Source organism: Enterococcus sp. VV15, assembly GCF_005236045.1.
Classification (GTDB): domain Bacteria; phylum Bacillota; class Bacilli; order Lactobacillales; family Enterococcaceae; genus Enterococcus_B; species Enterococcus_B durans.
In genome coordinates, this window is record NZ_QPTY01000018.1 from 24,972 (window position 1) to 45,414 (window position 20,443).

The 20,443-nt window shown below is 35.3% G+C and carries 20 protein-coding genes; 2 read left to right on the forward strand and 18 right to left on the reverse strand.

The features are described from left to right. Positions 1–49 precede the first annotated feature (49 nt). From DVW83_RS07990 to DVW83_RS08015, 6 genes are all read right to left on the reverse strand, one after another. On the reverse strand, positions 50–2,431 hold the full coding sequence (locus tag DVW83_RS07990; protein WP_137239248.1) for a pLS20_p028 family conjugation system transmembrane protein: 2,382 nt from the start codon (positions 2,429–2,431) through the stop codon (positions 50–52). Continuing rightward, positions 2,428–5,043, reverse strand: coding sequence for a VirD4-like conjugal transfer protein, CD1115 family (locus DVW83_RS07995; RefSeq protein ID WP_137239250.1), 2,616 nt, complete (start codon positions 5,041–5,043; stop codon positions 2,428–2,430). Before DVW83_RS07995 ends, DVW83_RS07990 begins: the two co-directional genes overlap by 4 nt. Then, positions 5,043–7,106 (reverse strand): hypothetical protein, encoded by a 2,064-nt coding sequence (locus DVW83_RS08000; protein ID WP_137239252.1) that lies wholly within the window; start codon positions 7,104–7,106, stop codon positions 5,043–5,045. Before DVW83_RS08000 ends, DVW83_RS07995 begins: the two co-directional genes overlap by 1 nt. A 70-nt stretch (positions 7,107–7,176) precedes the next feature. Then, positions 7,177–7,479, reverse strand: coding sequence for a hypothetical protein (locus tag DVW83_RS08005; protein WP_137239255.1), 303 nt, complete (start codon positions 7,477–7,479; stop codon positions 7,177–7,179). 17 nt (positions 7,480–7,496) lie between these two features. Then, complete coding sequence (locus tag DVW83_RS08010) at positions 7,497–7,739, reverse strand: DUF5415 family protein (RefSeq protein ID WP_137239257.1); 243 nt, start codon at positions 7,737–7,739, stop codon at positions 7,497–7,499. After that, a complete protein-coding gene (locus DVW83_RS08015) occupies positions 7,736–8,200 on the reverse strand; it encodes a hypothetical protein (protein WP_137239259.1) in 465 nt (154 codons plus the stop codon). The genes DVW83_RS08010 and DVW83_RS08015 overlap by 4 nt, the downstream gene beginning before the upstream one ends. Before the next feature lie 186 nt (positions 8,201–8,386). Between DVW83_RS08015 and DVW83_RS08020 the strand changes: the two genes are divergently transcribed. Together DVW83_RS08020 and DVW83_RS08025 are read left to right on the forward strand one after the other, a co-directional pair. After that, positions 8,387–8,593: a hypothetical protein gene (locus tag DVW83_RS08020; protein WP_137239261.1), complete on the forward strand. Its 207-nt coding sequence runs from the start codon at positions 8,387–8,389 to the stop codon at positions 8,591–8,593. Positions 8,594–8,732: 139 nt separating this feature from the next. After that, a complete protein-coding gene (locus tag DVW83_RS08025; protein ID WP_137239263.1) occupies positions 8,733–10,790 on the forward strand; it encodes a CAP domain-containing protein in 2,058 nt (685 codons plus the stop codon). 38 nt (positions 10,791–10,828) lie between these two features. Here DVW83_RS08025 and DVW83_RS08030 read toward each other — a convergent pair whose 3' ends face one another. From DVW83_RS08030 to traE, 12 genes are all read right to left on the reverse strand, one after another. Continuing rightward, on the reverse strand, positions 10,829–11,137 hold the full coding sequence (locus DVW83_RS08030; protein ID WP_137239265.1) for a hypothetical protein: 309 nt from the start codon (positions 11,135–11,137) through the stop codon (positions 10,829–10,831). Positions 11,138–11,326: 189 nt separating this feature from the next. Further along, entirely contained in the window at positions 11,327–13,390 is a 2,064-nt protein-coding gene (locus tag DVW83_RS08035) for an isopeptide-forming domain-containing fimbrial protein (protein WP_137239267.1), read from the reverse strand. After that, positions 13,387–13,647 carry a hypothetical protein gene (locus DVW83_RS08040; RefSeq protein ID WP_113842329.1) on the reverse strand — a complete coding sequence of 87 codons (261 nt, stop codon included), beginning with the start codon at positions 13,645–13,647 and terminating at the stop codon, positions 13,387–13,389. The genes DVW83_RS08035 and DVW83_RS08040 overlap by 4 nt, the downstream gene beginning before the upstream one ends. 12 nt (positions 13,648–13,659) lie before the next feature. Then, complete coding sequence (locus tag DVW83_RS08045; RefSeq protein ID WP_137239269.1) at positions 13,660–14,421, reverse strand: pilin N-terminal domain-containing protein; 762 nt, start codon at positions 14,419–14,421, stop codon at positions 13,660–13,662. 15 nt (positions 14,422–14,436) lie between these two features. Continuing rightward, positions 14,437–15,189, reverse strand: a complete 753-nt coding sequence (locus tag DVW83_RS08050; protein ID WP_113842327.1) for a class C sortase — start codon at positions 15,187–15,189, stop codon at positions 14,437–14,439. Positions 15,190–15,203: 14 nt separating this feature from the next. After that, entirely contained in the window at positions 15,204–17,180 is a 1,977-nt protein-coding gene (locus tag DVW83_RS08055) for a pilin N-terminal domain-containing protein (RefSeq protein WP_113842326.1), read from the reverse strand. Positions 17,181–17,232: 52 nt separating this feature from the next. After that, the gene (locus DVW83_RS08060) at positions 17,233–17,904 is read right to left on the reverse strand and encodes a class A sortase (protein WP_113842325.1); all 672 of its coding nucleotides are present in this window, start codon (positions 17,902–17,904) and stop codon (positions 17,233–17,235) included. 85 nt (positions 17,905–17,989) lie between these two features. Next, positions 17,990–18,172, reverse strand: coding sequence for a hypothetical protein (locus DVW83_RS08065; RefSeq protein ID WP_113842324.1), 183 nt, complete (start codon positions 18,170–18,172; stop codon positions 17,990–17,992). Between the two features lie 36 nt (positions 18,173–18,208). Continuing rightward, on the reverse strand, positions 18,209–18,448 hold the full coding sequence (locus DVW83_RS08070; protein ID WP_113842323.1) for a hypothetical protein: 240 nt from the start codon (positions 18,446–18,448) through the stop codon (positions 18,209–18,211). Between the two features lie 208 nt (positions 18,449–18,656). Then, the gene (locus DVW83_RS08075) at positions 18,657–18,947 is read right to left on the reverse strand and encodes a hypothetical protein (RefSeq protein WP_113842322.1); all 291 of its coding nucleotides are present in this window, start codon (positions 18,945–18,947) and stop codon (positions 18,657–18,659) included. A gap of 18 nt (positions 18,948–18,965) precedes the next feature. After that, positions 18,966–19,307, reverse strand: a complete 342-nt coding sequence (locus DVW83_RS08080; RefSeq protein ID WP_113842321.1) for a DUF5406 family protein — start codon at positions 19,305–19,307, stop codon at positions 18,966–18,968. 617 nt (positions 19,308–19,924) lie between these two features. Further along, complete coding sequence (gene traE / locus DVW83_RS08085) at positions 19,925–20,257, reverse strand: type IV conjugative transfer system protein TraE (protein WP_113842320.1); 333 nt, start codon at positions 20,255–20,257, stop codon at positions 19,925–19,927. Positions 20,258–20,443 lie beyond the last annotated feature (186 nt).

The following is a 20,443-nucleotide window of genomic DNA, read 5'->3' on the forward strand; positions in this document are numbered from 1 at the left end:
AATTTTTCTCCTTTTCATACATAGAAAAAAAGCCTAACTCGTAGGCCTTTTATGGTTTGATATCCTTCAATAGCTGTTCTTTCAATTCATTGTTTCTATTTTTTGTTTCTCTTGTTACATTTATTTTTGTTGGTGCAGTAAATGCCACGTTTGCTGGTTTGTAACCCGTATGAACTTTTTGAATAGGTTGTGGTGCAGCATCTCCTGAAACGATATTTTGAACGGACGGATTTCCTGCCTCAGTGCTATCAGATAAATTATAAGAAACAGTTGTTAGATTCCCGTTTTCAGGTAATCGACTTGGTTTCATTTGAACATTACCTGCAGTTGATTGGTGAACAAAACTTCGATCATTCTCATTAAATTGATTCAAACGACTATCTTTCGTTGGTAAATTTTGTGTCTTAGGCAAATCAAATTTCGTTGATTTGCCAGATCCAACTTCGATTCCGTTATCATTTGGCAGATCGATCGAATCCTCATCCGTTTGTAATTCTTGATTTCGTTTTGGTAAATCTGAAATTCGTTTTTCGTTTTCAGGCTTAACAGATTTATAGCGATATTGCTCTGGATCTGTTTTAGGTAACAAGCCATTTTCCCCTTCTTCTGAATGTTTTTCTTCTAGTGAATTTCCATTAGAATGCAACGCTTCTTGGTGATCTTTGACTGAAGGAATCGCTACACCTTCTTTATTTTCTTTTTCGGTTGTTGTATTAGCTTTTACTGCTGCATTGACTTGTCCTTCACCATACGCATCTTTCAATCCTTCTTTGATTTCTGAAGCTTTTTCTTTTTGTTTCTCTAGTGCTTCGGATGGATTTTTCACAGTTTCAGCCAATTCTTTGGCTCTCGTGCCGTCTAATTTCTCTTCTAAGGTGTCTTTGGCTTTTTCTGTAAGATCTTCAGCTGTTCCTTTTAACCCACGTTCATTGACGTAACCAAGACCTTCTGCGGCTTTAGAAACACCATTCTTCGCTTTCCCGAACATTTCGGAAACTGTCTTTTTACTATTAGGCACTGTTGTAGCTTTATCGTCTGGTTGTTCTTCCCCGTTATCAGCTGTAACATCTTTTCGATTACTAAATCCATTTTTACGAATATCATTTAAATTGCTTAAACCACTCTTACCAGCACTTGAAAGGTTTTTAGCCCCGCTACCCACATTTTTCGCAATGTTTCCTAAGGCAAACATGCTAAGAAGAGAATTGCTACCATTTTTCAGACTCGTATCAACACCGAAAATCTTCGTAACAGATTGAGATCCTTTGAATAGCGCAATGGTTAATACAATTAGGGCAACTACATACAAGAATCCGTTGATTTTTCCTGCCGCATGTAAATCTCCGACACCGGATAGCATTAAGGTATAGATGCGTAATTCTAAAATAGTGAATGCCAATAATAAGAAGGATTCGGAAATATCATATATCGCCGTTTTCATCCGTTGCCCCGTCTCAAAGTCCGTTGAGGCGGCAATCACTAAATAGAATTTTTTAAATACCAGCTCAATAATGCAAGTAACAATCGTAAATAAGATAAATAAATAGGCCACCGTCAAAGAAGATTCACCAGCTAAAATAATTCCTGGTTTACTAATATATCGACGATAACCTGATGTATACACATGTTTTGCTAACCCTTCATCACTAATCTCCACAGGTATTTCTTTCCCATTATCATCTAGTTCCAGTCGATATTGTAATGCCTTTAGTCGATCTCTTTGTATGTCTGATAACCCACTTTTATCATTCCCAGCCATCTCAGCGACTTTCTTAGGAATAATCACTGAATTAATATTCGCTGTTTTAAAATTTTTAGCAGTCAAGGCATTTCTTTTGTCTGTTGGTAGGGATTCTACTTTATTGGGATCAGTTGCTAGTAATGTACTTACATCGATCACATTATTTTGAATAATTTGAAAAGCGGGTGAGCTAGTTTTATCTGCTTTATTTGCTGCAGTTACGTCTCCATAAAAGCTTTTACTAATATTTAATCCTTCATCGATTAAAGAACTACCACCAAAAATCAAAATCATGGCCATGACTAAATTCACCAAAATATTTTTAGGCTTTGGTGGATGTTTACTCATAAAAAATTTTAGGCCTAAATAGATTAATGTGACAACACAAAAAAGCCCCAAAACCTTACTAATCAAACTTTGAAACAGTTCATTCACACCAGCAGCGTTCAATAAGCCTTTTAAATCGAAACTTTGATAAATCGTTTTTTCTAGTAAAATATTTAGATTATATAACCCTTTAATCAATCCCCATAAAAAAGTGTTACAGATCCAACTAAATACATCTTGATATTGCAGATAGTTTCCGTAATCTTGCAGGACTTTAGTGACAGTTTTTGGACTGGCATCACCTTCTCCAAATAAGCCTGACCACCAATCAGAAACGTCGGAAAAAATTCCTCCAATAATCATCCTTCCACCGCCTTTTCAGCTTCCAATAACAATCGTTTCCCAATCATTTCTGAAATTTCTTGATTCTTGATCAACTTTTCAACATATTCTTGAAGACGATCCGTCTCTTGTTCTTCATAAAATTGAATTAACAATTTTTTGGACGTCTCATTCTCAAGAGACTGAACGATTTTATAAAACATATTTTCTTCGTTTTTTTCTTCCAATTGTTCATGTAGTCCATGATAAAGATCTTTAGCATATTCATCTGGTAAAAAATAATCATAATCAATCTGCAATTCATTCAAATCTAGATCTGCGTGAGTACAATAAATATCGATATCATGAATGGTTCGTCCTAAGGTATCGAAATCTTCAAGATACTGATAAGCATAAGGACTATTTGTTTTTTCAGAATTAAAAATAGGATAGGGTCTTATTTTGTTCCCTTTCAAATCTTTTCTCTTCAATGGAGCTAGTACAATCGTTTCCCCTTCTAAGAAGGTTGAAATACGTTCAGGTGTTAAAATACGATCAGAATCAACATTGCGATTGATATGAGTATTCATACCTAACGCATTAATCGTACTATTTTCCTGTTCAACAGTTTTATTTCCAACCTTCTTAGAAAATTCTTCAATGGTATTATCGTCTGTCGACATAATGTAGAGATGTGTCTGACAGTTTTCCTTGATAATCGCTGCATTTTGTTCCCCATATTTTGCAGTTAACTGTTGATAGGATTGAATAAACAGATCCCACAACATGTTTCGCCCAGCTGTAACCGTCATGATTCCTTCCATATTATCCATTGGTGGCATATTCCCAAATTCATCTAAAATAAAGTGAATTCTACGGTGACATTCGTCTCCTTTAGTTTTGACACATTGCGTGGACAATTCTTTATATAACTGACTAAGAAAAATACTAACAATGATATGGTTAGATGGATCATAATCAGGAGTTAACATAAAAATAGCCATTGGTTTATCGGTATAATGCATCCGAATTGATTCTACTAGTAAGTTACTTTTGCTTTCATCCAGTGTGAGAACCGCTTCTTTTTCCCATTCTGGCAAATGAGTTTCTCCTCGTTTTTTCCGATAGACGATTCTTCCAGTTTCATCTTTCAATACTTTTTGAGAGAACTCATACCAGGCCACATATTCTTTTCCTTGATGATTATATTTTAAGCAAACTTGATCCCCTTGCTCTAAATGACAATCAAAATTGATTTCACAAAATCCTTTATAACCTACCTTGACACGTTCTTCATGAAATTTCGTACCCTTATGATAAAACTCTATGCTAATTCGTTGATTTAATAGACTTTCATGTAATTTAAGATCCAAATATTTTGGAAAGCCGACTGACTTATAGTCGATAGTTGATTGTGAAGTCATTTTCGCAATTTTTGTTAGGGTAAATGGATTCAATCCTGTGATAGCTGTCGATAAAATATTCCCTTTCGCTTTATCAGATCCAATTTTCGTCGCTCCATATTGTTTTTTTGCTAAATTTCCAGGTGGCAACTGGTTCATAAATTCATCTAAGGCATTTAACTGTTTGAATTCATTGTCTGGATCTGGATAATAATTAAAACCGCCAATCTCAGAAAGAAGCTCAACGAGATTATTGGGGGTTAATTTGGAATAATCCCCTGTCTGATCTGCTTGTTCTAACAGCGCAAAAATAAGCGCATTGACAGCCTTCTGCGCGTTTTCATTAAAGTATTTGTTGTCTGAAGCATTGGCGTCATAGTAAATTGTATTGGTAAATGTATTGGCTAGCTGCGTTGCGGTATCTACGTCACCTCGTTGCCAATATTTCACAATTAGAGCCAACGGATTATCACTCATTGACTGTAACGGTTCAGTCAGATTATAAGCATACACATCATAGCCTCTCGCTTCCAATTCATCTTTGCTGGCTACATACAACTCATTTTTAGGATCATTGACAACCATTGAACTTTGTCTTTCTGCACGAGACAAATTATCAATAGTCGCTAAAACTTCAATCTGTCCTTTACCTGATCGAGAAGTACCAACAATACAAGTGTTAACAGTATCTGTTTGGATATACCAGTACTTTTTATAGTGAGTGATAGGAATGCCACCATAGCCAGGAAAAGAACCTTTCGTATCCGGTATCTGAGGATAGATCTGTTGGATTTCTTTTAGTGTCATTAATCGATTATCCCCTTTTTGTCCATCTGCTAACGGGCGAAACCACATGTCCATTTTCAATCCCATAAGTACAGCTGGAACAACACAAATAGTGGAAACAACTAATCGTGTTCCTAAACTTGTTGTTGGCGTCAAAGGATTCCAAAAACCAGCTGAATCAAAATGAAAGATCTGCGGCATTTCCTGTAACTGAAAAATATTCATGCCTTGTAGGCTTCCTTGAATAATCTCAAATCGATTGAAAGCTTCAGGTATTCTTGTCACTAAGTAATCTAAAGGAAGATAGATTAAACCACTATACATTAGTTTTTGTTTGACTCGCTTATCATGCTTACCGGGTAATCTTTCACCTGCTGGTGCATATCGATAAAAATGTGATAGATATTTCTTTTTTTCTAGATTAAAAGGTTTGTCTTTTCGTTTCGTTGTTTCTCTAACACGCATTATTTCACCTCATTTGTTTTTGAACTCTCGGAAGTGTTTGATTGTACAGTTGAATTGCTTGATCTTTCTTTGGTCTTACTAGAGTCACTTTCTTTGCTGCTTTCCATGCTTGACTCTGTTGTTGACTGATTGGTACGATTCAATAATTCTTTTAATTGTTGTTCATACTCTTTTCTTGCTTGTTCCTGAGCTTCTTCCTTGATTGACGCCGTTGTGGCTACAGAATCAGCCTGTGAAGATTGATTGATATGATTAAAAGCAAATACTGTTCCTCCACCTAAAAGCAAGCTTAAACTTGCAATACATCCCACCATCCATCCGTTAAAGGAACGCTGTGATGAAAAAGTTGGATTTGTTTGGTTGTTCACTGGCGTTTGAACAGTAGCTACTGAAGGCGTAGGTTGAGGTTGTGATAGATAATTTAACTGTGCTTGTCGCAATATATCCATTTGTTCTTGACGTTCCTTACGAGCAGCTGCTTCTTTTTCCTTTTCTTGCTCTAACCGTTGTTTTTCTATTGCTATTTTTTGTTCAGCAAGATCCTGTTCACGTTTTTTTAGTTCTAATTGTTCGCGTTCTTTTTCTTTTTGCCGTTCTTTTTCTTCTTGTTCTTTCAATTCTTGTTGATGGATTTCATACTCTTTTTTCCATTTTGGAATTTGTGTTTGTAATTCTTGCTGGATCTGCTCGTGTCTTTCCATAAGAACTTCAATTGTTGTTTGATAGAGTTTATTCAATTGCTCATTTAATTCTTTGCTAATCTTTAGCTTATCTGTACGCAAGCCTCGGTAAAATTCTTCTTTTCGTTCTCTTATACGTTCTTTTAATAAGTTTTCTTTTTCTTTCGATAATGCTTCTTGATTCGTCTGAGTAAAATTATTAATTTTTTCGACACACAAGGCATACGCATTATCGCGTTTCTTTTCATAACGTTCTTTAATTTTTTGTACTTCTTCTTCAATCACTCGCTGTTCTTCTTTGTTTAGTTCTTCTTTTGCTTTCTCCCAATTAGACGACTGTTCCGTCGCATACTCATTAATTTCTTGATCCGTTTCCTGTTGACGTTCTTCAAAGATGGCTAATAAATCTTCTTGTGCAAGCTCATGCCAATTTGTTGATTGGACAGACTCTAACTGTTCTAAAAGCGTGCCTTTCCCTTGTGAGATTAATTCTTCTTTACTCTCTAGAAAAGCTTGATAGGTTTGAGGTAATTGATACTTCGAATAAAGCTCATTCAAAAATAATTTATTTTTTTCTTTCATCCATTCATGTTCTGGTGGATATTGATCCAAAATATAATCAAACACAGTAGCCTTTTGTATCTCTGTTTCGTTTTTCTCTACTTCTTTACTAATAAGTGGTTCAATATACTCCTGAGAATCTCCTTCAGTCCATGTTGGCTCCTCAATAGCTTCAACTGGATCAATTTCTACTTTGGCCGTCTCTTCATCCTGCATTGTTTCTTCAAAGGGATCGTCATCCAACTGATTCATCACATCGATTTCTTCTTCAAATATCGATTCCTGAATCGGAATGTCAGCTTGTTCGCCATCATTTACTGGCTCTTTTTCTTTTGGTTCATCTTTTGGAAAGATTGGCCGTTCCCATGGTGCTTCTTCATTTACCTCGCTTTTACTTACTTGACTATCTTTCAGTTGGTCTCTCTCTAACTCTTCTTCTAAAACTTGTAGAAGTTTTTCATTTCGATAAGATTCTTCTACACTCATGGTTTCATCTGTTTCTTTAAACACATCAAGACGGATTAAATCCATCAATGTAGGATAGAAACCTTCTGAAATTTGATAATCCATTGGGCCAAAAACATATTCTGTACCAGCTTTCTCTATTTTTCCTTCTGTATCATGTAACGTGAGGCTCAAATTAACAGAAGACTGATTTTCTTGTTCCAGTACTTTCCCTAACACATGTAGCTGTTCTTCCGTTTCAATAACAGAATATTTAATAGTTTTCGGTAAAAAAGAAGTACGCTTTCCTACTTCCTTCGTGGCTTTTTTTATTAGCTCCTTATCCATTTTGGTATTGCCTACAATCGTAAAGTACATGAATATTCTCCTTTCATAAAAGAAGGAGTAAAAAGTAGGATTGTACTTTTTACTCCTTTGATTTGTTTTTTTACAGTCCTTGTGGAGTTTGTCCAAACATCCCAAATAATGAAACCACTATAGAAGCAGCAGCTAAAATAACTCCTACCCCCATCAAGACATACCCGACGTGCATCTTCCCATTTTCAGCTCCTCTTCGCCCAAAGAAGAAGAAAATACCCCCAAGAACAATAGAGGCAACGGCCGCAACAGCCGCAAAGATCATCAGATTGTTTTTTAAACTAGTTGCTGCACTTTGTAATGCTCTAAAAATATCAACCGCAGCTACTACTTTCGGTTGAGTTAAAAAATTCATTGTGATTGATTCAAACATAAGATTGTTCGCTCCTTTTAATGTTTAATAATTTCATCGAATACAAGTTTTTCACGTTCACGTTGATAGATATATCCTTCTAGTTCCTTATCTTTTCCTCGCAACAGATCAAATTGTACTTTTTCAAGAACTTCTTGTTTCCACTGTGTTTCAGAGATACCACGACGCTCTAAGATTTTAGACGCAGCTTTTTCAAATGGTGTTTTAGCTTTAGCCACTATGACTCCTCCTTTAGGGTAAATAAAAAGACCAGCAATCACTCGCTAGTCTTTTGTAACTTATATTTATTTAACTCTGATCCATCATGAATTAACTTCTCTTTTGTTCGCTTTTCATCCTTGCTAGATCCAAGCAAAATCATTTTTTGTACGCCATCTTTCTCATAAGGAACAACAATAAAAAGATAATCTGGTTTATTGATAAATTCGCTGACACCTCCAGAATCTACCACTTTGTATCTCTCTAATCCTTGATAATCTTTTTGTTTTTCTACGCTTACCTGTACAGGTTCAGGATTCATTTCTTCAGAATATTCCCAAGTAGTATCATCTATTATTTTTAGCTTATACCAAAATCCACCTATTTTTCTTTTCCAAACAGTTCCTGGTTGCAATAAACTATTATCTTCTTTAGCTTCAGAATTCTTGTTACTTGAACATCCACTTAAAATAATAAAAAATATTGCAAACATAGAGACAAACCATAGTTGCTTTTTCTTCATTTCATTCCTTCTTTCGTTGTTTATTTTTAGTATATCAAATAACGAAAGTAGCAACAAACCACATTTTTGCACACGGGGAACGGATACTCATAATTTTCCACCTTTCTATAGAAATTTTTTCTCTTGATATTGTGGTTTATTACAAAAAAGAGCTATAATAAAGAAAAATCAAGAGGGAGGATTGCAATGTACGCTGATAAAAATGAAATCGAATGGTTATTATTTGAAAGTGGAATCTCCGTTAAAGATATATATACAGAATCAGGTGTCGCGCGCACTACAGTTATTGACTTGATTAATAAAACCTCCTCAATCGATAAAATGCGTTTTGATAATGCAATCAAACTCACTAAAATGGCGATAATACGAAAAAAATTATATGAAAATCAATAATAAAAAACCAATACTGTTAAATAAGTATTGGTTTTTTATTGCATTTTAATCGGTACACCGTCATTTTTTGTTGACTTTGTCGGTATACCGTCATACAATTAGCTTGTAAAAACATTTAATTTATTTAGGAGTTGAAAATATGAAACTATTAAACCTAAAAACCGTTATAGCTATTGGAACATTTGCTGCCACACTTGGTCTTGCTGGATCTGTTGACGCTGCTTCAACTAACGTCATGTATCGACTTTATAATCCAAATAACCATGAACATTTTTACACCTCTAGCACAAAAGAACGTGATCACCTAGTGAAAATTAAGTGGGGTAATTATGAAGGCCCCGCTTGGGAAGCACCGACTAGCGGTGGCTACCTTGTCTATCGTTTATACAATAATGGCCTTCGTGATCATCACTACACAGCTAGTTGGGATGAAGTGAAATGGTTGACCAAAAATTACGGCTGGACTTATGAAGGGCCTGCATGGCGTTCTGCCGAAAAAAATAATAAACCGATCTACCGCCTTTTCCTTCCTGGCGTAAAATCTGGTTCACATCATTACACAGCCAGTTGGAAAGAAGTACAATGGTTAACCAAAGACTACGGTTGGAAATACGAAGGAATCGGTTGGTATGGCGCTGACACCTCTACACCCAAAGTGAATAAATCAGCTTTAGAAGCCCTTTATACGAGCGTTAAGGGAACTAAAAAAGGTGAGTATACCGACAATACCTGGAACGTATTTCAAAACGCTTTAAACAACGCTAAGAAAGTATTAAATGACTCTAAAGCGACTCAAAAGCAAGTGGATAGTGCCAAAAATACATTAGATTCTGCTTACAAGGAATTAAAGAAAAAACCAGCTCCTACAGTGAACAAAGCGGAATTACAAACCTTGTACAACCAAGTAAAATCAACTGCTAAAGGTGATTTTACAGAAGGATCTTGGAATAATTTTCAGACTGCTTTATCCAATGCTAAAAAAGTACTAGACGATTCTAAGGCTTCTCAAACCCAAGTAAATAATGCTAAAAATAGTCTTGATTCTGCATTTAAAGGATTACAACACAAACCTAAACCTTCAGAATATGCGGTAACCGTCCGTCATATGAATCGACAAACTGGAACGCTGCTAAAAGAAGAACATGTCTCAGTAAAAGCTGGTACAAGTTACACTGCAAAAGCTAGAACCGACTTGACTAACTTTGAAGCACCACAGTACCAAGTAAATGGGAATGAAACACAAACACAAACGATTAACACAAATACCACATTTACTTTTTACTATGACGAAGTCTTTCTAGTTGAAGTGAAAGCTCGTCCAAATAAAGTGTCAGATACTGATCCAAATATCCAAGAACTCTATAATTACAGTAAGAGTTATCCCGTCGTTTATGGACAAAACATCACAATTGAAGCACCTACGTTCACTAATTTTGTTCTTGACCCTAGAGAAAGCTCTAGCAACACTGTGACTTTAAACAACGTTACAAGCAACCAAGGAATCAATTTTTCCTATACTCATCAATATAACGTCACTGTGAACCATATAAACATTGACACCAACGCTGTTTTATCTACTGAAACACAAACGGTTTACGAGGGAGACAATTTCTCAACTCCTTGGAAAAATATGACCGATCAAAACTACTTCTTGTGTAGAAATGACGATTCATCTGTTACCGTTGATAAAAATGGACAACGTGTAATCAATAATGTTGACCAAAATCGAACAATCACTTTCAAATACAAAAATATCTCATTAAGTGATTTAAACAATTATGTGCGTCAAAAAGAACTTGCTTGGTTAAATAGCTACCGTCAACAAAACGGTGTTGCTCCAATGCAATTTAACGACGTCGTACAAAAAGCTGCTGATATACGTGCAAAAGAATTGCAAGTAAGCTTCAGTCACTATCGACCTGGTGGTGGTACATTCCAAGATCTACTTGAAAGCCTAGGTTGTTATGGCGGTAAAGGTGAAAATATCAATAGTTTCTACCTTTACGTTGACGATATCCTTTCAGATACGGGAGCACTGAATGCCATGATTATGTGGAAAGACAGCCCTGCTCATAACGCAAACTTGCTTTACAACAATCAAAGCATCGTTGGTTTATCCCATGCTTATGAAGTTTCTGCAGACGGATCACTTTCTTCAGACAACGTATTTATTAGTGCCAACCCAATTTTCAAATAGAAAAACAAGGCTGATTTTCAGCCTTGTTTTTTGCTTAATTAAATAAAAATTTTATTTTTTATAGTAAAAGGACAGGCTCTATAAAACAATTCTTGTGCCAAAAATTGATATTCTGTCTTAATATTTTTTCTAAATTCATCAAAAAGTTCTGAAATACTTTTATGAGGATCAAAAAAAGTTTTTTCTATATCTTTAAAAAACGGGTCAACAACGATTCCTCTATAAACAAAGAAACTAGCTTGATTGACCTCTCTTAAATACTGAATCATCATGTCTTCGTCATAAAAGATAATATGATCTTCAAGATATTCATTATCAAAAAATTTTTGAACAATATATAATCGCATGTTATTCCTCCTAAAAAAACAGCCCTATTCCTTAGAATAAGACTGTTTTTGGATCATTATAATCATGTTCCTTCAAAAAATGATTCAAATGAAAAAAATTCAAATACTCTAAATCTGAAGAAATAGTTTCTGATTTATCAAGTATAAATGGTTTTTCTCCCAGAAAAACTTCTAAAACTGAAAAGGAAGCTACTTAAGAACCACATAACTAAAAGTAGCTAACACAAGTAATAGTAAGCTGACCACTAAAGTTGTTACTAAATGTGTAGAACCTGTTTTAGGAACAATAACTTGTGGCAAGTTAGGATCAACACCAATTGTCACAACGTTTGTTTTATTAGAAACATTATCTACTGCTACTACGGCTTGGTTATCAATATTTTTTTCTGATTGTAGTGGGGTTCTAGCTGTAAATATCAGTTGAATTTCTCGTCCGTCTAAAAGATTGTTACTTAAGAAATCAGCAGAAGCTTCCCACTTTAGTGTTCTTGAATTGCTATCATAGGTTAGTGTGCCTTCAGAAGTAATATCTTTACCTGTACTCTTATCTATTACTTGCGCAGATCCTTCTTTATACGTCAAACGAGCTTCAATCGGATCTTGAATACTAAATTGCTTGTAGTGATCTGACGCAGCGTCTACGCCTTTTGTATGCCATTTTTGTGTGACTAAATATTGTACTTCAGACCCTGCATTTAAAGGAGCTGTCGGTGTACCCTTCTTACCGTCATTTCGTCCGTTTACGTCTTTTCCATCTTGTTGCACTTCTTTCACTGGAATTTTAGGGAAATAAACGGTAATGATATTTGTATCCTTTTCTACTTTATTAATGATCGACGTTCCCTGATTTTTAGCCACACTATTTTGATTGGCCAATTCATTGACTTTTACATTGATCACCAATTCGTAAGTTTCGCCGTTATACTTAATTCGATTTTTTAATGTATCAGCATTCGCTACATATTTTACCTGGTGTTTTGTTTTGTCATAGGTTACTTCACCAGAGATATCGAACTTTTTATTTGAATCACTTTCTACATGTGCATCGATGTAATCTACCTCTTTTGGTAAATTATCAATTAATTCAAATCGATCATAAACTTCTAGTAAGTCCACTCCCAATCGATTCACCTTCTGTTTGATTCGATATTGAATCGTGTCTCCTACTTGTAACATCTTTTCATTTACATTGTTTCCATCTTTATCAATCCCTGTTTTTTCAGGTTGATCAGGAACAACACTAAAAAGAGTTGCAGATGATAAACTTGACCATGTAGCAAAATTTCCACCTACAACAAATAAAGGATTCGATCCTTTTATTCGGAAAGATACTGTCGCTTGATTGAACTTTTCACTTCCTAATTCATCATAATGATCATTCCAATAAAGCCCTTTATCAAATGGAGCCTTGTTATTTCCACCAACTACAGTCAAATTATTGTAATAGGATTTCTGTTCAGTTAACACGGTATCTTTCGTTACATACCAATCAGAATTATTCATACCATGATAGTAAGCGTATTCCCCTCTTTGAGTATTATTTGAATTTTTCGCAATTGGATTTAAAGAATTAAAGCTAATAAACGTATCTCCATCAAATATTACTGGTGAACCGTCATCATGTGTAACTACTAGTTGTACGTTCATTTGTGAAGCATGATAATGAAACCCACTATATAGATTATCTGAGATATAGAATAGTAGTCTTTTTTTGCTTTTACTAATCGAACTATTCGCATTATTAAACGCTGCTTTATAAGGATTACCTAAAGTGGCAAAAGGAAATTCATCAGATAACAGTTTAATATCAGAAAAAACAAGCTTTACATTAACCTTTTCTCCTTTATATGTTGCAATTTTTCCGTAATCTGCTTCAATTCGAGTTTTTGAGGTCACATTATCAATAATTAATGAAGTTTGTCCATAATTCTTTTGAAAAGAAGGATAACGCGTGTTTAGAGCAACATTATTATCAGTTAAATAGTTGATATTACCCCAAGCATTGCCCTGATTTGCTGCTAAATGCTTTTTCTGAACAGATCCTGAATCATAGACTTTGATTGTTGTGTTAGTATTCGGTACATCTTTTGGAATAATAAAATTATTCTTTACGTTCTGAATTGGATTTGACGGATCGACAATAACTTTTTCAGCAAAGACATTGGCTGTTTTTAACCCAAACAATGTACCTAACATCATCATTATGGGAAATATATATTTTAACCGTCTGGTCCACAAGTGTTTAAAATTCATCTCCTCATCTCCTCTTTTTTATAAATGACTAGTGAAATTCCGATAACAACGATCAAATTGATCGTAGTAAATAATGGATTCCTAATGAGCTTTCCCATAATATCTAGCGGCATAGAAGCCGCTGGTATGTTTAACATCCTCATTAGGTAGGGTTGATAACTTGGTAAAATAGATAGTTGAGAAAACAATAAACCGCAGTACAATAAGACTGCGGTTAAACAAGAAAGATTGAATAATAATAATTTAATCAGTTTCATCTTATTTCTTCCTTAATCTCTAGAAAACAAGTGAGTAACAAAATCCCAACAATTCTCAAAGAAGTTTTTCTTTACGCCAGTAGAAACGATTTTTTTTACTTCTTCTTTAGGTTGCGAAGCTTCTGATTTAGGATAGATCCACACATCCTTTAAGAATTCACCGTTTTTATCAGAAACAGGTGTTAATAGCAAAATATCCTCGCTATTAGAAATGTTTTCAGGACTTGATTCATTGACAATATAATAAGCTTGTTTCTGATTAGCCTGTACTTCTACCGAGAATTCAAAGACACCAGCTTGTTGATCAATTGTTTTTGTTTCTCCATTAGAAACTAGCTTCAATTGATCACTGGATAGTTTTTTCACTCGATCTTTTAATTGGGATTCAATTTGATCAGTTGAGAGATCCTTAACATCCATCTTTTGTAAAATGTCCGATACATCATAAACAGAAAACTTCGCGCCATTTACTCCTTCTTGTTTTTCAAGCTTTTGCCCCTGGTTGTCTAATTGTTCTGAAGAAATAATCTTTTGAACGTGAATGGTCTGTTTGACTATTTGATCGTCTTCAGCAATTTTAGGTTCTTCTGAAGAATCAACTGTTGACGAATCGACGGTTTCATCGCTGCTTTGAATAGTGCTGCTATCTGACATTTGGATTGTTTGTTCTGTGCTATCCGTGCTTTCTTGACTGTCTGCAACCGTGAACTGTGTGTAGGCAGTGGAAGAAAAAAGAGCGGCTGCACAAACAAATAGCCATTTTCGTTTTCTCATGTTGGTTCCCCTCCTTTATTTTTTCTTTTTATAAACAAATAACGAACCAATAATCATGACTGAAAGAAAAACAGTACTTCCTAAAAGCCATTTCCAAGATAATTTTTGTTTCTTATTTTCTTCATCTTTTAATTCTGATTTTGTAAAGGTTACTCGTTTCCCATACACTAGGAAACGGTGTGTGTTGATTCCTTTAGGTGTACATGTCATTAGCGTTACTCGATCTTCATTGGGATTTGGTTCTAAGTAAGTGACAAAGTTTCTTTGTAGTTCGTCTTTTTGCACTTCCTCAATCCGATCGATTTGATAAGCGTGTTGCTCACCATCAACTTTTATATAAAACTTTTCTCCTTTTTTTACTGAAGGTAAATCATCAAAAAGATTATCTTTATACAATCCGCTATGTCCTGCGATTAAAGGATTTTTACCGTTTCCTCCTGTAATATCACCCGTTCCTTCCGTAATACCTACACCATTTTCTAAAATTTTGTCAGACGTTCCGTCATAAATTGGTAGTTTTAAAGAAATACTTGGAATGGTAAGAATACCAACGGGATCGCCTAACTCAATCTTAGCAACATCCAAAGAAGAATCCGTGTCTGCTGCCGTTCCTGTTCGATCGATTGCGGCAATCTGCTGATTTTGCTGGTATTTCGCTACGCTCGCTTCAGCAGGCATCAAAAGTAAGACACCTGCAGCTGAAAGTAACCAGAAAGCAATGATCCATTTACCCATGATTCGCTTTTTCTTAGGCTTCCTGATAATCATTGGTTTTGATCCTTCTAAGCTTTCTTCTTAAAGTAAACAACTGCAGAAAGTGCCCCTGCTCCTAGCAACAAGCAAGAGACCAATACATACGTTTGAAAACCGTTGCTACCAGTCATTGGTACGGAAGCTTTTTGATTGTTTTTGATCGTGATTCGGTTTTCTTCTTTGTATGAATCTTTGTCTACTTTGAAAGAGATCTCTTTCGTTAATTTTTGATAGTTTTCAGGCGCTTTTGTTTCTTCCAGTGAATATTCACCCTCAGTTAAACCAGTGATTTCAAAGTGACCTTCTTTATCTGATTTTAGGATCGCTGCATTTGCTACATCGTCCACCCATACTGCTTCTTTGACACCGTCTTTATCCGTATCAACTAATCCACCATAATATTTTCCTTCTGCGTTTTTAGCAGCAAATTCTGCGCCTTCAAGCGGTGTTGCTTTGATTCCTGTTCCAAATAGTCCGCTATCGACTTTTAAGAATTTTGCACCATAAGTCACAACGTCAGCTTTCGTTTTTTCGTGGTGTTCTTCCTGATTAAATGGATTGTTGTTATAAACGAAATCCACGCTATTTGTTAATGGATTGGCAACAGCTGCGCTGTCATTTACATACATGTTATAAGTCATTTGAAGATCTTGTCCGTGTAAACTTGCGACAGTATCACTTACTTGGCCATTATTCACGATAAAATCGATCACAAAGCTATTTTCTGAATTTTGGATCTTATAATCTGTATTTTCTTTTAATACCACTGATCCATCTTTATTTGTTACTTTGATATTTGCTTTAGCAGCGACATAAGAAAGTCCTTGTCCTGCTGTATCCCCCCATTTAAATACACTGTAAGGAGAAGTTTCGCTTTTCACGCCGTTTACTGTGATACCGTCTGCTCCGCCTGCAATGTCTGTTGGGATATGAATCGTTCCTTGATAATTTACTGCGTCACCAATTTGGAAAGAATGTTCTTGTCCTGTTCCATTTGTTACTGTTTTATCGATCACTGGTGCTTTATAGTTTACGTATGAAGCTTTTAAGTCACTTGTCACGCCATCATTCGTAATTTCAAAGGTTAATTTATTGTGCGCATCGTTGCGAGCGTCTGCGCCTAATAAATATTGATCTGCTGTTGGTTCTTTATCTGATCCCACTACAACTTCTGAAGGAACTTCTACAAAATAGTATTTTCCTAACGTCAAATCATTAGCAGTCAGCTTTCCTTGATCATCCGATACAAGATCTCCTAATTTTGTTCCTTTTCCAGGTTCGCCCTTGTATAACTCAAATTTTGCCCCTTTTAAAGGTGTTTGTTTGCTTTGAGCTGTGCCATCGTCACCAAATTTCGTTAATTCAAAACTCAACTTAGAAACAATATTTTTAGGATATAAGTGAATGTCTTTTAAAAAACCTGAACCTGTATTATCAGTCATTGGCGCAATCACAACCATTGGTTTTGCTTTTTGTGTGACTAATCCAGCAGCGGATTTACTTTCATAAACCACATATACATTCCCTTTGGAATTGACATAGGCTGGTTGATCAGCAAAAGTGATCTCACCATTTTCATCTACAGCTGAAGTAATTTTGTTGGTTGCATTCTTGACGTATTCACTGTTAGATCCCTTGTCTTCTACATCTTTAACGATTTCGTCCACTTTCGCGTTGGTTAGATCAGAATCTTCAGTCGGTAATACTTGATCCGTAATATTTCCTAACGTAAACTCAACATCACCATAATCTGCCTTGTTGTATTTCGTTACACCTGTAGGATATTGATCGTGCGTATAACCATCGTTTTTGATCCCGTCAATATCAACATTCAATTGCGTTCCTTGATCGTACATTAATTTATGAACCGTGATATTGACCTTCTCTGGTGGCGTTTTTTGCGTGACATCTTCTGCATGTGCTTGATACCCCTGAAAGCAGCTTGCAATGATTCCTAACATTCCAACAAGCATTCCAGCTTTTTTTACATACCGATTTATTGCCATTTTTTTATCTCCTCATTTCATATTTCAACGACTCGCGTTGATTAAAACCTTGTTATTGTAGCTCTCCCTGTACCACGTATCTTTCTTTTCCTTGTGACGTATAAACACAAGTAAACAACGTTAATAAGGGTTTCTCTCCTTTCTTTGGCAAAGACAAGAAAGAGTTCTCTTCAGGAACGCCATCGATTAATTTAAAGTACTCAGGTACGATAAATTTACGCGTTACCTTGTAACGATAGACGCCATCGTTACTAACTAAGTCCATCACCTCCCCTAATGACAACTTTTGAATATCAGAAAATAAAACACCTGGCATTTCCATGTTATGACCTGCTAGGACATAGTTTCCTTTGCCCATTTCAGCATCTTCATAAAAATAAGTAGCCGCTCCAAGACTCAAAGTGTATTGATTTGCCCCTTTAAAAATTGGCAATGCTAAACCAAGTGCAGGAATCTGAATTTGTGCAAATACTTGTTTATTGACGCCCATGTTGATTGCTTCTTGTTGTATGGACAACATTTGCCCCAAAGACATATCATTATTGACGTTCGTTGCATCCTCCTTATAACTCTTTGCATGTGTATTGATTTGATCTACGGGAATCTTTTTTTCGATATTTTGTTTAAACACCTCTCCTTCATGTTTTTGATAGCTAATATAGCCAAACACACTGCAAGCAGCGATTAAAGCAACTCCTAATAAACCGATCAACCATTTTTTCATTCCTCTACCTCCTTTCAGACAAAACAAAAAATCTTTTTCTCATTTCCATAGAAAAAGATTTAAAAATGAATTCTATTAATGAATGTCATGAGACTTCTAACAATAGTTGACAATTAGAACTTGTTTTCACATAAGTTCGACTCAACTGTTCAAAGTTTTTCATTGAACCTAACAAACAAGCTTTCTCTTTTCCTGTTATCTGCATATCATTGATATATTGCATGACAGATAATCTTTTAAGGTGTTTTTGTTTCATCGTTTTTAGCAAAAATAAAAAAGCCTATGATCACATACGCTCTACACTTCAGTCTTCAGTTATCTTTTTCTTTCGTTTAATTACTGGCCGTGCTGGTTTCAAATCCTTGATTCCATTATGGGTTCTCCAATAATCGAATTCTTTTCGTAATCTTTCTTTTTCCATATCCGTTCCTTTAGATAGGGATTTGAATACATCTTTAGGTGAATAACCACGAGCTAACAGCTGTACATACCTTTCTTTTGTCAAAGTATCCATATCCATCGCCTCTAAAACTGGTCGCGCCATCTATTTTGCCTCCTAAATAAATTCCTTACTCAATGTCTAAGGTAATACTACCTTTTTATTAATCGTCGTGATTCCTTCTAAGCCTTTATCTGTAAAATCGAATTTGTAAAAAGATAAATGTTCATTGGCTATTTTCTAAGTAATTGGCCTGAGAGTCATTACCAAATTTCTTTTTACTTTGAAACACAATCATCGAATCTTGGATCTATTAAACCAATGTAGAATCAATGCTTAATACACAAGATTTTTGTTCATCAATAATTGTAAAAATGTCTCTTGTAGCTTCCTCCATACCGATTGGTTGTAACGTTTCTTCACTAATTGTTTTCGCATTCTTTTGTATTGCTTCATTTCGATTTAACTCATGCAAACATCGAATAAATTCTTCGTGATCCTCGATATCTGCTACTACTTGTTCATACAATTCTGCACAGTCTTCTTCATTCTTTGCTGCGATTAACGCATAATAGTATGGTGATTTTACTTCGAAAAATTTCATAATTTATTCCTCCAGTTTTTATTCTTCTTTATCCGCTACAAAGTCAATGATTTCAACGCTGACAATATAATCACTCAAATATGACCAAATATCTTCAACAGATAATTCGTCTCCATTATCATTCATAAGCGTCATTTTAAACCATTCATTACCTTCATCATCTTCAGGTAGCAAGCCGAATCCAATTGGATTATCAGTCAATTTTTGATCGTATAAATCATCCTCGTCTAATGCTAAAACATCTAATCCTTTACAATTTCCGCCTCTTCTAAACGTCACAAATCCTTTGTAATCCCAACGTTGGAAAGAAACCTTAATAGTATGTGTGCCAAATCGTATATTCGGATCATAATTTTTCATTTGTCATTCCTCCATTACGTAAATTTCATTTTCTCTATGTTTTATATCAATTTTTTCACTTTATTCAGGACTCGTTCATATTTTATCGTTTTTCGTTTACTTAAAAATACATAAAAAATATCGACTCGTTTATGGCGTCCGAAACGAGAAACCCTAGTAGAAATCGGTAAATGCTCGATTGATCCAATGACCAACGTCCTCGCAAGTATCTACATGTACTGCAGCACACGACACAATTTCTTGTGCGTCCTCCCCATTACGAGAAGACCTACTCCTTATTCCATGAGTTTGCGTCAAAGCCTAGATCCCTTAGTAGCTGCTCATGATTAATCTAGGCGCTATTCTAACTTGTCTAACTTCTAAATTCCCTCTTGTTTACTCTGTGCATATTATTTACACAAATTCATTTCACCACTATCCAAACAAGGGCATTTACTCGATTGACCAATTTTTTACGTTACCAATCGTAAAAACCTACCCCGTCCCCCCCGAAAGGAATTGTTGATAGATCAAGTCTACTCCTTATTTTTCTAGTGATTCTAAGTTCTTTTAGAAGTCTCGACAATATTTTCAAGCAAGCGAAAAACGATAAAATACAAGTTATGAGAATGATCAATTCAGCTGATTAAACGCCCCATCCCTTTTGCGGTACAACGCAAGACTCCATTTTTTCTTCGACCAATCAGTACACCGTTTTGGTCATAAACATGTTTGATGGTTGGATATAGCTCTTTTAAAGGGATAGAATCTTTTAAAATTATTTGCTTGCGTTTCCCAATGTAATAAATCATTTCTTCTGAGACTTTGTCTTTCTGGATTATATATTTCTTACACTGCACAACGGTTTTACTTTGGCCTGTTGATAGTTTCTTCGTGATTTTCTCTGTAGCGGTACACCGTTTACCGTAGTGACAAATATCTTCGAGACTCAAAATTCCTGTATATGACATAGAATACTTCTCTCACTTTCTTTAAATATTCTTAACAAGTTTTTTTGTTATTTTTCTAAAATAGTGAATTGATTTCCGTTCTTGACAAACAAAAAAGAGGGAACGCATGTTTGTATGCGTTCCCTCATATTTCAGTGTTTATCACACGGCAAAGAGCCACACAGACTTTTATCTAACACTATGCTT

Coding starts and splice junctions, on each gene's coding strand:
- DVW83_RS07990 (WP_137239248.1), bottom strand. CDS start 2,431: ATGATTATTGGAGGAATTTTTTCCGACGTTTCTGATTGGTGGTCAGGC.
- DVW83_RS07995 (WP_137239250.1), bottom strand. CDS start 5,043: ATGCGTGTTAGAGAAACAACGAAACGAAAAGACAAACCTTTTAATCTA.
- DVW83_RS08000 (WP_137239252.1), bottom strand. CDS start 7,106: ATGTACTTTACGATTGTAGGCAATACCAAAATGGATAAGGAGCTAATA.
- DVW83_RS08005 (WP_137239255.1), bottom strand. CDS start 7,479: ATGTTTGAATCAATCACAATGAATTTTTTAACTCAACCGAAAGTAGTA.
- DVW83_RS08015 (WP_137239259.1), bottom strand. CDS start 8,200: ATGAAGAAAAAGCAACTATGGTTTGTCTCTATGTTTGCAATATTTTTT.
- DVW83_RS08020 (WP_137239261.1), top strand. CDS start 8,387: ATGTACGCTGATAAAAATGAAATCGAATGGTTATTATTTGAAAGTGGA.
- DVW83_RS08025 (WP_137239263.1), top strand. CDS start 8,733: ATGAAACTATTAAACCTAAAAACCGTTATAGCTATTGGAACATTTGCT.
- DVW83_RS08030 (WP_137239265.1), bottom strand. CDS start 11,137: ATGCGATTATATATTGTTCAAAAATTTTTTGATAATGAATATCTTGAA.
- DVW83_RS08035 (WP_137239267.1), bottom strand. CDS start 13,390: ATGAATTTTAAACACTTGTGGACCAGACGGTTAAAATATATATTTCCC.
- DVW83_RS08040 (WP_113842329.1), bottom strand. CDS start 13,647: ATGAAACTGATTAAATTATTATTATTCAATCTTTCTTGTTTAACCGCA.
- DVW83_RS08045 (WP_137239269.1), bottom strand. CDS start 14,421: ATGAGAAAACGAAAATGGCTATTTGTTTGTGCAGCCGCTCTTTTTTCT.
- DVW83_RS08050 (WP_113842327.1), bottom strand. CDS start 15,189: ATGATTATCAGGAAGCCTAAGAAAAAGCGAATCATGGGTAAATGGATC.
- DVW83_RS08055 (WP_113842326.1), bottom strand. CDS start 17,180: ATGGCAATAAATCGGTATGTAAAAAAAGCTGGAATGCTTGTTGGAATG.
- DVW83_RS08060 (WP_113842325.1), bottom strand. CDS start 17,904: ATGAAAAAATGGTTGATCGGTTTATTAGGAGTTGCTTTAATCGCTGCT.
- DVW83_RS08070 (WP_113842323.1), bottom strand. CDS start 18,448: ATGGCGCGACCAGTTTTAGAGGCGATGGATATGGATACTTTGACAAAA.
- DVW83_RS08075 (WP_113842322.1), bottom strand. CDS start 18,947: ATGAAATTTTTCGAAGTAAAATCACCATACTATTATGCGTTAATCGCA.
- DVW83_RS08080 (WP_113842321.1), bottom strand. CDS start 19,307: ATGAAAAATTATGATCCGAATATACGATTTGGCACACATACTATTAAG.
- traE (WP_113842320.1), bottom strand. CDS start 20,257: ATGTCATATACAGGAATTTTGAGTCTCGAAGATATTTGTCACTACGGT.